The sequence below is a fragment of the Halorubrum sp. SD41 genome (assembly GCF_058630335.1).
Map to the genome: position 1 here is coordinate 49,859 of NZ_JBZVGZ010000013.1, position 16,348 is coordinate 66,206.

The following is a 16,348-nucleotide window of genomic DNA, read 5'->3' on the forward strand; positions in this document are numbered from 1 at the left end:
CATTGTCAGTAGCTCGTTACGTCGCGGTCACCTAACACCCGGCGGTAGACGTCGTCGCCGGTCGCGTCCGCGAGTCGCTCAGCCAACTCGCGAACGTCGTCGATACCGTCCCAGCGCTCGACGTAGTCGCTCACCGTCTGCCCGTGTTCGTAGCGGTACCGGAGGAACTGGACCTTATCGAGTGCGCTGAGTTCCTCGTCGTTCTCGACACGAGTCTTGATGTACGCCTGTCGGCGCTCGTTGTCCCACGTTCCGAGCCAGAACTCGCCGCTGTCGAGTCCGTAGAGCCGTGCGTCTTCTAACTCGTCGGGAGTCGTGTTTGCGCTCCGACAGAGCTTGTTCACCTCGCTGGGGTCCGGGTCGTCTGTCTCTAATAGGTCCACAAACACGTCCACCACGCCGACCTGACTTGCGTCCTGGATGATACCGTAAATCTCGTCGACGACCTCCTTCGCAGTCATCACCTCGCCGTTCCTCTGAACTTTGCCGTGGTGTTTGGAGTACTCGTGGAAACACCGTCCCATCTCAACGACGCCGACATCGCCACGGGCGAGGTCGCGACTCTCCTCCAGACGCTGACGAGTCCGTCTCGCAGTCTTGTAGATCCGTTGGCGGAGTTGTCGCCACGAAATCGGGTCGCGAGCCTCTGCCGGTCGGGCGACGATAATGATGTCGAACGAGACAGCATCGCCCCCGATGAACTTCTGCATGTCTGCAGAGATTGGATATGTCGCAGTTACCTCGAAGCCGACATCGCAAAGAGCCGCGAGGAGTTCTCCCCACGACTCTGAGTCGCTGTGATGGTATGTGAACGTCAGGACACCGTCGTCTTTCAGTGCTCTGTGGACGACACTGAATGCCTCGTGAAGTTCGCTTTCGAAGTCTTTCTCTGTCTTGTCGTAGAATGGATTCGTGACGATAGACTCCGCTCGTGGTGTCTGGTTGTATTGGAAGCTGTCATATTCGTCCTCGAGGAGGATTTTCTGCCAGACGTAGAAGTAGTCAGCCACCTCAGAATAGATAATATTGTCGTAGTACGGTGGGTCGGTGATTACTGCATCATACTCGTCTTCGGCGTCGATCGTCCGCATATCGCCCTGGTGGACAGTAGCGTTCTCACCGATGGGCTGGGTGAAAGGTTCGGTCTTGACTTTTTTGCCCTGTTCAAAGTATTGTTCCGCCGGAGCAGAGGCATACTCAACCCCAGACTTCACCATCCTCCACATCGAAGTGATTGATCCCGTTCCATACTTTGTCCCCCATAAGTTACTCTCAACCGGACGTTGCGGCGGATCGAACGAGTTAGTATTGAAGATATTTGCGATAAGATTTTTACCTGGATTATATGATGTCATCATTGTATTATAATTGAGTGTCTCAGAGAGCATCAACAGGAGGTACTCTTCAGTATTTTTTGAACCGACCCCGTCAATTGACTGGAGCGTCTTTGAAAGGTTCAGGAGCTGTCTGCTATTGAAAAACTCCTGCCACTCTGTGTAGCCGTGCTGGAACACGTCGTTACCACTTATTGAGGAAGCTGCTGTGATTGCGCCCTCCGGAACCTCCTCACTTGGAACATACGCTCGCAGCTCCTCACGCTTTTCCCATTCCTGCTCTGCTGTGTCGGATAACGCCTGATCGAACGCTTCCGCAGTTTTATACCCCTTCACTGCGCTCCGCTCTAATTCGCGGTCATCACAGGTCGGACAGTAGTACTCTACTGCGTAGAGTCGCAGGTTGAATCCATCCTGTTCGTCGATAGCGTCGGTAATACCATACTGTGCGCCACAGTCAGGACAGGCGTACTGCGATCCGGACACCGTTCCTTCCTTCGGCGTCCACTCGTGGCGACACTCGGAACAGGTAGACTCTGACTGCCAGTCATCAACAAGGACGACCGACTCGCAGGCCGGACAGAGGACGTTGTACTGGTCGTCGTTTTCATAGCGTCCCTTGGCGACGCGGTAGTCTTTGAACAGCGGGACGTCCCTTCCGCAATCCACGCAGTCCAATTCCTTCACCCAGAAATTGTACATTACGTCTGCGTAGTGGTCGTGGGCCGACAGCTCGTCACGCAGGTCGGTGGGTACCTCATAGTCGAAATCGAGGTCCCCGTCTACGGCCAGCCCGAGCGGGTCGTCGTCGTCCAGTGTTTCGTCGTCGTGAGTCTGTGCGTTCGGACACGGGGTGCGGTAGTACCGCGTAATTTCGTCTGCGACGTCGGCCTCGACTTGTTCGAACGCAGCCTCGAGGTCCTCGACGTCGGTTTGGCCTGCCTCAAGCTGTTTCTTCGTGACGAACCAGGCGACCGGATTCAGATCGTAGCCAACGGATTCGACTCCGAACCGCGACGCCTCGACGAGCGAGGTACCGCCACCCATGAACGGGTCGAGGATCTTCTTGTCCGAGACGCGAACGTCCTTCGGGTAGAGCTCCCAGAGCGACTCTGGGTCCTCGAGGTCGACGTTCTCGAGAAGTGTCGCAACATCGAGTCCCTCACCAAAGTCGCTGAGACTTGTGTTTGATTCTCCGGGCTCGAGCACCTCTACTTTCTTGGGATCATCGAGCAGTGTGTAGAGACAGATCGACCGGAAAACACACCCCAGTCGACGCGCCCACCATTTGTGCATCGTGTAGATGGGCCGGTAGTGCATCTTCGCCCGCCCTTCTTTTGCTGCGATCTCGTTCACCCGTTCGATGGGGAAGCTGCGCTCGATCGGTAGTTGTGACCGCTTCTGTTGGAGGTTTTTATCAGTCATTCTTAGATGTCATCTATCTTCTACTGGGTGAGTTTATGTCTTTAGCTATCATACTGTACTTATATATTTGTTGAGTGTATGATTCTTATTGAATGTATCCTGACGTACCGTTTGTGAATCGAACAGCGGAGATGAAAAAGCTCCAAGAGAGTTTGTCAGCAGAAGATACTCGTGTTAATGTTATTTGCGGTCAAACCGGGATTGGAAAATCCGAGCTGGTAAAAGAGTTCAGAGATTGGTGTAGGCAGGAAGGATACCCGGCGATATATTATCAGCTTGGGGACCCACCCGATAGGCAGAGATTCCTACAGAGACTTCTTGCGGCTTGGTTTGACAATTACCCTCGATCAACTATTTCACAATTCCGCGAGTATCTCCTTTCTCCCGATGCGGTGGATGACTTACTGGGTATAGTACAAACAGCCGTCCCAGAACCGACGACGGAACTTGGCATCCAAGGGGTTAGGAATGCGATCCGTAGTTCTACAGAATCAGACGTAGAGTTCCCTGACTTGGTTAATGTCGTAGCTGATGTGATGATGGAAGAAGGAGAACCTGGATCGCCGGCCGTGGTAATCATTGATCAGTATGATGCTCAGATACAGAGCCGCGACATGGAGCTGGAAACTACGTTTAGAGATATAGCAAACCAACTCAATCAGTCTGGAGCATGGTATATTGCTGCCGACGTAGAGGTTGCTGGCAGAGGTATTTCTTGTTTCGACTTAGAACCATTTGATCACATAACGCGACCGAACCCAGGAGCGTCCTACATTACTGATAGGACAACCGCAAACGGAGATGAGCTTGAGGATGATCGTGGCTTCGCTGCTACACGACAGCTCGTAGAGCAGTCTGGCCTGAGCTATGAGTCAGGTGATGTTGTCGAATTACATACACGCACTAAGGGGATTCCCCTGCTTATAGCGACAATTTGTAATGAAGCGGAGGATTTCTCGCTCCGAGAGGTACTAGAAGAACTACCGACGGGATATAAACAGGTTCGTAATACCGTACAGCAACAATTTTTGGATGGTTTGTCTGACGAAGAGCGAACTTTGCTACAAAAAACCAGCTCAGTATTCATAATAACTGAACATATCGCAAGCAAGCGAACCGGGCTTCCCCCGCTACGAATAAGACAAATTTGTCGATCGTTATCCGAGCAAGGAAAGTTGTCAAAAGAAAAACCAACATACCCTGTAACACCGGCATATAGATGCCATGATTTTTATAGAGGGATGTTTATCGAATCATCTCTTGTTAGTGAGAGAGAACTTCGGTTGGAAACAGCTATTGACTGTATAGAACTGGCCGCCGAGAGAAATCGATATGAAAATAGCCCTGAATTTGTGGCTCTCCAGGTTGATCGACTGATTCATCAAATAGTAGTCTTGACTGAAATGGAGTCTGAATCAAAAATCACAGAGCTTCTTATTAAAGGCACAGATATACCTGAAGAAGACATCATAGAGCTATTTTCAAATCACGCTGAGCGTGAAAGTGAGAGTGCTAATCTTGAGGAGTTGGTATTTGAGGTGTCATCAAGTCCTACTCGAAGTTGATCTCGACCGCGAAGTTCGTCGCACTCTCGGGCATCTGCTCAAGCATGTCCCGAACGTCGGTCACGTCGTCGCCGCTCGCCAGCGTAAGCTTCGTCCGCGTTTTTTCGACCTGCGCGGTACCCATCAGCGGCCCCGGAATCGCCGTCCGATCGGTCGAGGTGAACGCGACTTCGCCGTACGCCACCGTCCCCGGCTGTTCCTCCTCGCGCCACTTGAGCCGGAGGTCGGCGACGTCGTCGCCGTTGAACTTGAAGTACCACCCACCGCTCGGTGTGTGGAACTCGTAGCCCGGTGACCACCGCGTCGGGTCGGTGGACTCGTCGGTCGCGATCACGTACTCCGGCTCCGCATCCCGGCCGAGATTCTGTAATAGGAACGTCTTGACGGCGTCCTCGGTCACGCTCCCGTCGAACCGCCCGGCGATACTTCCAACCGTGAACTCCGACCCGCCGTCTAGCCCGGCGAGGTGTTCGTGTATCTGTTCGGCGACGTCATCGGACACGGTCGGGACGAGCGTAACGTCTGTCGGGTCTCGGTCGCCGAGCGAGTCGTGGTACTCGCGGTCCTCGTCGATTACGTACTCGTCGACGAGGAGGTCAGCAACCGGTTCTCGGAACGCTCGCTCGGTCTCGTCGGCGGGCAGGTAGACGCCTTCATCGCGACGGATCTCTTCGAGGATACGACGCGTGTTCGCACGGCCGCTGGTAGAGAGTGCCTCTTCGATCCGGGCCGAAACGTCGGTGCCGTCAATTTCCTCGGCTCCGGAGATATCGCGGATAACCGCGTCTGACTGTGCCTTGGTGACGACGTCCGTCCCGCTGTAGATGACGTATCTGTCGTCACGAGCAAGGCGACCGACCGCGGTCATCACCGTGTCGTGACCGTCTCCTTCTAGCCACACCTCGGTGTCCTCGAGCAGATCCAGTTCGAAGTCACCGATATCGACTGATACTGCTCCGCTGCCGAACCGTCGCTTGAGTTCTTGAAGGACGTCGTCAGTATCCCACCGCTCCACTGCGTCTTCAGGCAGAATAGTTGTGTCGAGCGAGATTCCGGTCAGATCCCGAGAGAACCCGTTCGAACCGTGTGTGATAACCGGCTTATCATCGAGTGCTTCGGCGACTGCGTCGACAACTGTACCCGGACTCCCGGGGATTGGATACGTCGGCTGTCGGAGGAACTGCTCGTAGATCTCTTCAACGGTTGCCTTGCCCCGGCGGTCAAGAAGATCAGAGACGATGTCCCAGATGACCGCCTGAAGATCGAACTTTCCTGCTGCCACAGAGTCGACAATGTCCTCACCGTTCAGCGCGTCGCCGTCGACAAAGACGTCAAGATCCATCTGTGCTGCGAACTCGAAATCGTTCAGCAGGTCGTTACCATCGAGGATCTCGCCGTACGCGAGTTCAACCCGATCTTTGAGTTCGCGTTCCTCGTTTTCTCTCTCGCGCTCTACAGCTTGTTTGATCCCGTCATCGAGCGAGTCATCTCGGAGAACTCGGGTGGCCCCCTCAATGTAGCGTGCCTTCTCAACGTACCCTGTCCCAGAGTTAATCGATGTATCGCCGCTCGGCTGAACGAAGACGAGCGTGTTGCGCCACTCTCGACCGGGACTACCCTCAGCGTTCTTAATCACCGTCTTAACCGTATCAGGGTTCCAGTCGTCTGCGTTGACGACAACTTTCAGATCCCGCGTGTCCGGTACGTTCTTCAGATCATCGTCTTCGAAACCGACCGCGTGCGCATTCTTGCCGAAAACTGTTTCCACGGTCTCAGCGATCTGTGACAGGGCGACCGTCTCGTCGACTGAGCTCGCCTCGTTCTGGATGAGCGCGATCTCGTTTTGACGGTCCCTAACTGCGTACTTCCCGTTGAGCTTGTGAAAGTACCACGCGACGCCGTAGAGCTGCTCGATGTTGAGGACGATATCGGAGACCAGATCTCCGGTCTGGTAGGTACCCATCACGATCTCGGCTTTATCGGCACCCTCGCCCTCGTCGGGTTTTAGGCTGTACAACAGGACGGTGTTGAGAATGCGGCGGCCGTATGGAATACTCTCTGTGTCGACCCGGTTCTCGATGTCGTCAATGCAGACGTTCGGGCGAGCGACGTTGATCCGCGACAGCTCGTCCTCGAAGAGCACTGCGTCGATGTCGCCATGGGTAACCAGGTCGGTCTGGTCGATCAGCCGTTCGGCGTCATCGTCGTCCGGGTCTGCGGCAGGGTCGGCAGCGGTAGTGAGAATTTTCGAGAAGAGGTAGATCATCCCCCGGGTGTTCTGGTTTCCTTCGTCGGCGTAGTACCGGGTCTCCAGCGCGTTTAGCAGAACCGGATGGAACGGATAGGCGTCCCGCATCTTCCCACCCATATCTCGGGGGATATCGTCGTCTGGGACGTGATCATTTTCCGCATACGCCTCGACGTAGCCGTCAACGATGTCGTCGACCGCGGCCTCGTCGACGTCGTCGATGAGCCGATGACGGAGGACGTCCTGCTTGCTGACCTTGCTGTTCATGTTGTGGTCAGAAGCATTGTCCGTCTGCCGGTCGAGGATATTGTGGACCTCTGAGCCTTCACGGAGTACCGAGACGAACGCGAAGACATCGGAATCGGGGTCCTCGGTCGCCTCGAGATACGCTTGGAGGAATCCACGGTTCGCGGCCTTCCGATCGTCCGAGAGTGTGACCCACCAGTCTTCGAGTTCGTCGAGCAGAAACGCGACCGCGCTGTCGCCGATAGCGTCGAGAATCATCTGCCGGTCGGGGTACCCTCCGCTCTCGAACGTGCCGGGATCCTCGCCAAGCGCCTCGAAGAACGGTTCCCAGAGGTAATCGGGCTGCCGGTCTTGGAGAGAGACGGTGACTGTCGCCGTGCGATCAGCTGCCGGGAGGGCGTCGGAGAACCCGTCGACGTGCTGGTCGCCGAACCGGCCAGCCTCCGCGGGCGACGCGAAGCAGTGATGCATCGCCACCATCTGGTGTGATTTCCCGCTCCCGTACGAGCCGTAGAGAATGTGCGTCCCGCGATTGTCGTCACCGCGGAGCGTGTTGCGAAGGTCGACGAACGCCTCATGAAGACCTTGTGTCATCAGGGTCCGCTCGAAAAACGTCGAAGCGTCGGCCTCGAACTCGTCGTCGTCGTCGACGTTATAGAGCTTGACCTGGCCGTCGATCTCGCCTTCCTCCCGAAGCTCACGACTGAGGGTAATGGTGTCCGCAATCGTCCGTGAGAGGGAACTCTGAGCCATATATTCTGGTTGATGCTTGTTAGGTGAATAAATACTAGGGATCAGCTGCGATACCGACGTAGTAACATATCCGAATATCGGATGGAGTCCTTTCAGAAATGTGGGAAACTATAACCCGCTCTGTTTTGTTGTCCAGATATACTCGATGTCTGAAGAGCTACCCAGTAAATCAACAGAAGAGCGCACGACCGCTCCTATCGAGAACGGGTTCCCGATACGGCAACTCAACGATATCGCTGAGAAGGAGGGGTATGGTGGGGCGAGACAGTGGTACCGGCCGATCTATACAATGCACAAGTGGTGGGCCCGGCGCTTGGGAAGCACGTTCAGGGCGATCTCCCTGTATTCGCTCCTCGACGACCCAGAAAACATCGATGTCTACGAACCCGGGGCCGATCAACAACTGTCGTCGTTCGAGAGGAACGGAATCGATATCGAGCAACTGCTCTCATCCGTTTCGATCGAAGAACCGGATGCGTTGTGGGAGCTCTATCCGAAAGATGTTCGGATTTCTGATAAGAAGGTCCTCGACCCGTTCATGGGCGGCGGCACTTCTCTCGTTGAAGCGTCCCGATTCGGAGCGGAGTGCCACGGACGAGATCTTAATCCTGTTGCCTGGTTCGTCACAAAGAAAGAAATCGACGCTGGTTCGACTGATCCAGAGAAGTTGGAGGCGGCGTACGACAAGATCGAAGCAAGCGTCGCGGACGAACTGAAACAGTACTACAAGACGCCCTGTCCGAATCATCCAGAAGAACACGACGCCGACGTGATGAACAGCTTCTGGGTGAAGCAACTGGGCTGTGTCTCTTGTGGGGAGACGGTCTCTCTATTTGGCGATTACCGGGTCGGGAAAGGGCGATACGAGAACGACGACAAATACAGCGTCTTCTGTCCGGGGTGCGAGTCAGTAGTCTACGCTGACGATTGGCGGAGCGACACGACCTGCTCGGAGTGCGGTTACGAGTGGGTGCCACAGGAAGGAACCGTGAGTGGAGGTAGTTACACCTGTCATGAGTGCGGCCAAAAGTACGGCATCACCGACGCTATCCAGGAGCAGGACGGCTACGATCTGAAATATTTCGCCATAGAGTATCACTGCCCGACATGTGACGATCGTCGCGATTACGATAAGAGCGACACAAAGGGCTATCGCGGGGTTAGCGAGGAAGATCTCAATTTGTACGAGAAGGCGGTGTCTCGATGGGAGAATAGCCCCGAGCTCCACGATTATGTCCCAGATGAACCAATACCGGAGGGGCATATGACCTCTGATCGAAACCCGGTGTTCGATCATGGCTACGAAAAATGGGCAGATATGTTCAATAGCCGTCAGAAGCTCTGTATATGCCGTCTTATGAGTGAAATTGATAACTTGCAGGATCAAAATATTGCTGAATTTTTACTAATGAGTTTGACTGATTCTCTCCGCAGAAATACCATGCTAATCGGATATAGCCATGTTGGGAATCAAGTTGACCACGTTTTCAAACAAAACGCGTTCGTTCCTCCTACTCGTCCTGTTGATAGCAATTTCTGGGGTGCTGAATACGGTACTGGAACATTCCAATCGACGTGGGACAAGACAATTCGAGGAGTAAAGTGGGCGAATGCTCCCACCGAGCGCTATATTGAGTATCCAGAACATGGGAACTACCCCGACATTCCGGTGAATAGAGATTTAGATGAACCAGACACAATTGAAACCGCACCGTTTGCTCAGCCGATCGGACAAAACACTACAGTCGAACAAGGGGATATCCGAGGTATCGAAGCCGAAAACGAGTACGACGCGGTGATCACCGACCCGCCGTACTACGACAATATCATCTACTCGGAGATTTCCGACTTCTTCTACGTCTGGCAGAAGGTATTGCTTGAAGATGAGTACGAGTGTTTTGAGGGCGAGCGGACGCCACACGACGATAGCATCGTAGCCAACCCGTTCCTCGGTAAGGGTGAAGAGGAGTTCGAGCATGAACTTGGTGAGGCATTCTCGTCAATCCAACAGGCACTGAAACAGGATGGCCTGCTCGCGTTCACCTACCACCACAGCGACTCGGAATCCTGGGGGGAACTTCTCCAATCACTGTGCGAGGCCGAGTTCGAGGTGACGGCAACGTACCCGATTACCGCCGACGTCAGCAAGTTCATTGAAGGCGAGGCAGTCGAGTTCGACATCGTCATCATCGCTCGCCCAGCGACAGAGCGCAACCCCATCTCGTGGAATTCACTCCGCCGTAATATCTACCGAACCGCCCAGAAAACCCGACAGCGCCTCGAAGAGAACCGCGACCTCTCTCGCGGTGACATCGGTGTCGTCGAGATGGGACGCTGCTTCCACGAGTACTCGAAGCATCACGGCAAAGTCGAACGCGCCGGTGAGACGATGACTGCGAAGGAGGTCGTCGACGAAATCTACGGTGTCATCCAACACGGTAGCGACATCGGTGAGATTGACGTCTTCCTTGACTTACTGGAGACTCCAGACGCGTCCTTCAACGACCTCAACAAACTCTCTCGCGGCACCAGTGCCACACCTGAGCGAATGGAAGACATGCGGCTCTACCGGATGGATGACGGCTTCAAACTCGGGACGTGGGACGATGAAACGCGCATCGCTTATATCCAGTCACGCGTCAATAGTGACGAGGAGCTCACTGATCTCGACAAGGCGCAGTTCCTCCGCTACCGCTGGGAGCACGGCAAGTCCGTCTCCGAGTACCTCAGTACGTGGGAGATTACCAATAACCTCCGGGAACTGTGTGAGGGGCTTGCCGACGCGACGGGCGACGACACCTACCGAAATATCCTAGAGTCGCGGCTGAGCGACTACTAGAATTACCTCGCTACCACGTCGTCATCCGCTGCATCATTCTTTGCGTTCGATCAATATCCTGGAGCGTCTCAAGCACATCGGCTAACAGAATGACTTCGACTCCATCTCGCGGTTCCTCAACAGGGTGTCGTGAGAAGTAGAACGCCCTTGTTTGGCTGCCCGCCTCCCCCTCAAGATCGTCTAACGCCGATTCGGAGATCGTTTTCGTATTCTTGACCTCACCGAACACGCGGTCGTCTTCGATCCCGCCAATCAGATCGAAACTCTGGTTGACACCTCCTGCTCCGCCGGGTTGGATCAGTGGATAGTACTCGTATTCCTCACGTAGGTATTCCTCACACAACCGCTCCGTCTGGTCTGGTGAATATGAAGTTGCTTCATCGATGGGCAACTGTTCTCCGTCCCATAACGCCTGAATCTGTTCTTCTGTCGCTCCCCACGAAGTAAACGTCGTATACGGGGGTTCGTAGGCACTCAAAAGGTATTCACCAGCGTCCAGTTCACGCAACTCCTGTAATTCGATTCCCTTGTAGAGGTGCACGATATCCTCGTTGTCCTCTAGATTCCTCTTTGCCTCCTCGGGTTCCGTGTATTTCTGTGATCGCGTTCCATCCTCCTCGACGCCAATGAAGAACGGTTCCGACTCGGGCGGAACAACTCCCAGCATTCGCCCCCTATCATACTCGTCATTACTGGCGTTCAATTGTACGAGACAGATTCCGCCCGTTTCTGCGGCTTCCACCATCTCTTCAATATCGGTGCTACCGCTGTAATCGCTCTCAGAAAAACTTGCTATATCGCTGTAATGACACAGCACGTATCCGTCTCGATAGAACTCTGCTAGTGTTTCATCTGACGAACAGTCCGGAGCAAGGCGGTGGAAAAACACATCAAGTTCAGAGTGATCAACCATACTATGTCGTCTATCTTATAGTACTAAAAAATTTATCATACTGGTGCTGGATGTGTTCGAAAAAGCCTGAATTTTGGCTAGGCCAGCTATGCTTCTTCGTGCCAGTTTGTGATCTGCTCGGTGATCTCTTCTCTGTGTAGGACTTCCATATCCGATATCTCCTTCCGGGTGGCCATTAGATCGTACGACTCCTCCTCCTCGTGGCGACTCGGTAGCTTACGGAAACAGGGAGAGAGATCGACGCGAGCAATCTCCTTGTGTTCAGTAGACTTCTCGGGTCGAGCCAACACGAGCCATCTCACGCCGTCCGTTGCGAACCCAATCGTCGGATCACCGAGGTCCCGTTTGAAATACGATTTGATGTCTTCTTCGGCATATTCGAATTTGTTTGGGGTCTTGACTTCTCCGACTGTAACAGAGTCAAAAGGAAGATCGAGATTCAAAATAGAGAAGTCAGGTGTTGTCTTGTCCCACTTCGGGAAGCCATACGGTTGTGGTCGGTAGTCATATTCCAACACGGACAGCGAGGGCCAGATGAGGTGTTCTTCTACGAATCTCTCCGGTGCCTGTCCAACTGTATCTCCCTTGAGGAACTTCCCATCGCGCATCACGTTCGAGAAGTGACCCGGGATCTCCCGTTCGCGGAATTCATCGGCAAAAGCCTCGAATACACGGAGTAACTGTTCACCGATCCCGGAATGATCCGCAATTCGTGTGACAGCAGTTTCCTCCGAAGACATTCAGATAACCATTTACTACTGGCCACCCGGTTTCAAGATTGTCCTCTCAGTCAGCAAATCTTTAGGTGAGCGGGCGACCCGGGAACAGTAGATGAGTCACGACGACCTCGTTGACGTCGAAATCCGTCACGAGGACGCCGATGATCTAGCTAACCGGATAGACGATATCCCGCCGATACGCGACCATCTGCTTACGATACAGGCCCATCGTCTCCAAGCGGGACAACCGGATACTGAGCTTCAGTCGCTCTCCCACCTCGACGAAGAGCAGGTCAAACTGCTCGAGCACCAGGTGAACGCCGCACACAAGGCACTGTTCGAGATGAACGGCAAGGCACTCCTCGCCGACGAGGTTGGTCTTGGAAAGACTATCGAGGTCGGGATGATCCTCAAAGAGATGCGCTACCGCGGAACCGACGATGCCGTCCTCATTCTCACGCCGGCGCAACTCGCGCAGCAGTGGCAGGGCGAGATGATCGAGAAGTTTGGTCTCGACTTCACCTGCAACTACGACGATGAGTTCGAGGGGTTCGACGCGCACAATCACGTCATCGCTAGCATCGACACCGCGAAGAGTGACCGACATCGCGCGACCGTCCTCGCCCGCGACTGGGACGTAATCGTCCTCGACGAGGCCCATTACGTCAAAAACGAGGAGACCGATCGATACGCTCTACTCGAACAGTTGAGCTACGACTACGCGTTCTTTCTCACCGCGACACCGATTCAAAACGATGTCACAGATCTCTACAACATCATCTCCCTCCTCCGTCCCGGACTGTTCGGCACTCGAGAGGCGTTTCGCAACTACTTCATCGATAGCGGGCAGGAAACCTTGATCAACCGGGACGAACTCCAGCGACGGTTAAGCGAAGTGATGATCCGTAACCGGCGCGCAGAGACGGACATCGACTTTACACCGCGGGACGTCACGACGCGAACCTTCGATCCCTCGCCTGCCGAACGCGAACTGTACCAGGCTGTGACCGACTACGTCCAAGGAGCATACGCCGAAGATCAGGGACAGAAACTCGTCCTAATGATGCTCCAGAAAGAAGTCGTCAGCAGCCCAGAGGCACTCAGGAAGACGGTTGAGCGACAGCTGGATACCGATGACGTCACGCGACATAGCTACGCTGACCAGCTGGAGACGATTCTCGACAAGATTGACGCCGTTGAAACCCCGACGAAGCTTGAAAATCTCCGACAAATAACGGACGAGGCCCGCCAGCGGGTAGACAAAGGTCGCGTAATCGTCTTCACGCAGTTCCGAGCGACACAGCGCGCACTATTGGAGATGCTCGGTGACGAAGGCTACACAACACATGCGTTCCATGGTGGTCATTCCAGCGACGAAAAAGAGGAGATCGTCGAGCGGTTCGAGGAGGAAGGTGGGGTCCTCGTCTCGACAGACGCGATGAACGAGGGGCGGAACCTCCAGTTCTGTAACGTGATGGTCAACTATGACCTGCCGTGGAACCCCATGAAAGTCGAGCAGCGAATCGGTCGGATCCACCGTATCGGACAGAAACGAGAAGTCTACGTGTTCAATCTCGCACTCAACGACACTATCGAGGAGTACGTCTTAGAGAGACTCTATCACAAAATCGACCTCTTCCAACAGTCCGTCGGAGAGCTGAGTGAAATTCTGACTAGGCTCGAGCAGAGCGGGCGGAACTTCGAGGATGAGGTATTCGACCGGTTGGTCAGCGCAGACAGTGAGGTCGAACTGGAGAATGACTTCGACGAGATGGCAGTTGATCTCCAAGAGCAGCGAGACCTCGCCGATCAGGTGAACGACTTCAATAGTGGTGTATTTGAGGGCTTTGACCTGGGAGCATCGGATGACTGACGCAGCACTGCCGGTGACCGAACGAGCGGTTGACGAGTTCGTTACAGACTATCTCGAATCACTCGGTGCAACGATACGCAAAGAAGGGCGGCGATGGACGGTTTCGATTCCAGACGAAACCGCGACTGAGCTGTCGCTCAACGATACAGTCATACATCTGACCGCCGACTCGGAAGAAGCAGATGATGACGCAGTACCACTCGCGCCGGGCAGTGATTTGTTCGAGCGACTTGTAGATGATGCGACGGAACGAGCGCCACTGGGGTCAGTTTCGCTCACGGGTGACGACATCGAGTTCGACACCCCGGACTGGGTGACGGGTGATGCCGTCGAGGTTACCGACCAGCAGTTCACACCGTACTACGACCGAAACGCACTCTGTGTTCTGTTCCACGTTGGAATCGAAACCGTCAGTGAGTATCAGCGGGATCTGCTTCGAGCGGTCGCAGTCGACCTCGCTGATCACGAACCGCGTCCGAAGCTCGCACAGACGTGTCTCGATCTCTCTGGACGGAACGGTACGTCCCTCGCTGAGACTGGCCACACAATAGAGCATGATGAGCTCGTCGAGGCAATCTCGGCATGCCGTGAGATGGTTGAGGGAGCGATTGATTCGGAGGCTCAAGAGATCCGTGAGAAAGCAACCCGTGCGGCGAGCGTCGAGATCGAAGAGTATCGTCAGTATCTCCGCCAGCAACAGACTGAGCTAGAAGATGAGACGCAGCGATTGGCCGACCGGGTCGATGAACTGAGCGAAACTATCGACGCTGCCTCAGAACGGGAAGAGCGTCTCGAACGTCTACGAAAACGGAAGGAGTTCCGGCGTGAACTAGCAGACTTACGCGACGAGCTAGATGATATCCGCGACAGTCTCGACCGAGACCTGCCCGAGAGGCGTGCGACTATTCGAGACCGACACGCCCTAACGATTCGAATTCGTCCGGTAACGGCGACGGTGATAACGTACGAGCGCGGTGATTTGGATATCTCAGTTCGAGATGGGAGCCGTTCTGCGACGCTCACGTGCGACTACGCGGTAGGAGCCGGTATGTTGAATCAGCCGACCTGTGAGCAGTGTGGGGCAGTACTCGACGGACAGAATCCAATCGTGCTCTCAGATGCGATAAGTATCGGTCGGCAGTGCTGTGGCGAAGCGAATCACCCTCCAAGCTTGTAGAGGAGCATATCTGGACTCTCAGAGAGAACATCGCCCGAGAGTGCGTCTACGGTTGAGCCAACATCAGCTACTCCAAAGGCACAGACACCCGCAGTGTCGGGATAGCCGATCCGTTCAAGTTGGTCTTTGAGAGTCTCCGCTAAGGGAGCACTACCTATGTCGATAGTGGTCGTCCCGGAATCTCGGAGCATCTCTACGGATTTGGATGTACGAGAGAGAATCACACCACCCGACTCAAGAAATTGGTACTCGTCGGCGAGAACGTCGCCTAAACGACCAGCTCCTGCTGACTCGCGAATCGTTTGATTCCACGTTTGTGCCTCAGTTGTGGGCTCTGGGTTGAACGATTCAATATCGTGCTGATCCAAAAACTGGATAACCGCAGCTGGTGTGCTTCCGCGCGCCTTCCCACGGAAGAACTCCCAGACGCTCGTTTCCGTGATCCCTGATGAAGGGTTGGTGCCAAGGAGTTCTCTGATAGCTTTTGGAACCCGTATATTTTCTACAGGTACTTGATTCGGAGTACCTCCCAGGGTGGCTTGCGTTTGCGATTTGAAAAGTTGTGATTCTTGAAGTCGCCCAAACGACCGCTCTGTAGCCAGTAACGACGGATCCAACAAGAGATTGACCGGTGGCTGGAACTTTCGTTCAACACTGACCCGGAGCCGCTCGGTGTCGATTCCCATATGTTCAAACTCATATTGAATACCTGATTGAATATACTACTGGATACTTCTACGATATCGTCTAGCAGGATCTGAGTGAGAAAGAGCTCGGTGATGAGAACCCCATGAATACCACTTCATATTCGCGCCATGTGAGGGACAAGACAGCACTGTTTGACCGCTTGAGAGGTGATCCGTGAAGGTTTGCTGTGAACGCAGAATGCGTTATTTTAGTTAATTGTGCTCTATTGAACCCGATGACAGCGCGGGGATCGCGATCTCTGAAGATACGATTATCTAGATCTTCGCCTCAAGGAGTTGGAACGATCCACCTAGAGATCCCAATCTTCTCCCTCTCTACCAAGAGTCCATTTCTACATTCTATCGCCAGCTCTCCCAGACTGAGTATAGAGTGATCCGATCCCGACGCCCTCTACGGATTCAACAGACCAGATATAACCGGAATCTTGATCCTCCCCGCTGGACGCGACGACGCGTTTGAGGACTACAAGCAGTTCATCCGAGATGGGCACCCAATTGAGGATATTGAGTCCTATCTCGACGAGAAGGACATCAAATTGTTCTGGACAG

General features: G+C 54.2%; 9 protein-coding genes. 4 read left to right on the forward strand and 5 right to left on the reverse strand.

Translation table 11 applies throughout. From position 1 onward, the window contains the following. Nucleotides 1–5: 5 nt before the first annotated feature. Nucleotides 6–2,759, reverse strand: coding sequence for a DUF1156 domain-containing protein (locus AC4NMM_RS07740; RefSeq protein ID WP_017342168.1), 2,754 nt, complete (start codon nt 2,757–2,759; stop codon nt 6–8). 92 nt (nt 2,760–2,851) lie between these two features. Here AC4NMM_RS07740 and AC4NMM_RS07745 point away from each other — a divergent pair, with 92 nt between their 5' ends. Then, the gene (locus tag AC4NMM_RS07745; RefSeq protein WP_155118178.1) at nt 2,852–4,324 is read left to right on the forward strand and encodes an ATP-binding protein; all 1,473 of its coding nucleotides are present in this window, start codon (nt 2,852–2,854) and stop codon (nt 4,322–4,324) included. On the opposite strand, the gene AC4NMM_RS07750 is transcribed toward AC4NMM_RS07745, so the two are convergent. Then, nucleotides 4,311–7,571, reverse strand: a complete 3,261-nt coding sequence (locus AC4NMM_RS07750; protein ID WP_017342169.1) for a DUF499 family protein — start codon at nt 7,569–7,571, stop codon at nt 4,311–4,313. The genes AC4NMM_RS07745 and AC4NMM_RS07750 overlap by 14 nt on opposite strands. 145 nt (nt 7,572–7,716) lie before the next feature. On the opposite strand from AC4NMM_RS07750, the gene AC4NMM_RS07755 reads away from it, so the two are divergent. Further along, nucleotides 7,717–10,410 (forward strand): DUF1156 domain-containing protein, encoded by a 2,694-nt coding sequence (locus AC4NMM_RS07755; RefSeq protein WP_026046144.1) that lies wholly within the window; start codon nt 7,717–7,719, stop codon nt 10,408–10,410. A gap of 10 nt (nt 10,411–10,420) precedes the next feature. Here AC4NMM_RS07755 and AC4NMM_RS07760 read toward each other — a convergent pair whose 3' ends face one another. Continuing rightward, nucleotides 10,421–11,323, reverse strand: coding sequence for a hypothetical protein (locus AC4NMM_RS07760; protein ID WP_155118179.1), 903 nt, complete (start codon nt 11,321–11,323; stop codon nt 10,421–10,423). 86 nt (nt 11,324–11,409) lie between these two features. Beyond that, a complete protein-coding gene (locus AC4NMM_RS07765) occupies nt 11,410–12,063 on the reverse strand; it encodes a hypothetical protein (RefSeq protein WP_017342173.1) in 654 nt (217 codons plus the stop codon). 91 nt (nt 12,064–12,154) lie between these two features. On the opposite strand from AC4NMM_RS07765, the gene AC4NMM_RS07770 reads away from it, so the two are divergent. Both AC4NMM_RS07770 and AC4NMM_RS07775 read left to right on the forward strand, forming a co-directional pair. Next, nucleotides 12,155–13,915 carry a DEAD/DEAH box helicase gene (locus tag AC4NMM_RS07770; protein ID WP_017342174.1) on the forward strand — a complete coding sequence of 587 codons (1,761 nt, stop codon included), beginning with the start codon at nt 12,155–12,157 and terminating at the stop codon, nt 13,913–13,915. Next, nucleotides 13,908–15,092, forward strand: coding sequence for an ATP synthase subunit B family protein (locus AC4NMM_RS07775; protein WP_155118180.1), 1,185 nt, complete (start codon nt 13,908–13,910; stop codon nt 15,090–15,092). Before AC4NMM_RS07770 ends, AC4NMM_RS07775 begins: the two co-directional genes overlap by 8 nt. On the opposite strand, the gene AC4NMM_RS07780 is transcribed toward AC4NMM_RS07775, so the two are convergent. After that, a complete protein-coding gene (locus AC4NMM_RS07780) occupies nt 15,074–15,778 on the reverse strand; it encodes a hypothetical protein (protein WP_155118181.1) in 705 nt (234 codons plus the stop codon). The genes AC4NMM_RS07775 and AC4NMM_RS07780 overlap by 19 nt on opposite strands. Nucleotides 15,779–16,348: the final 570 nt, after the last annotated feature.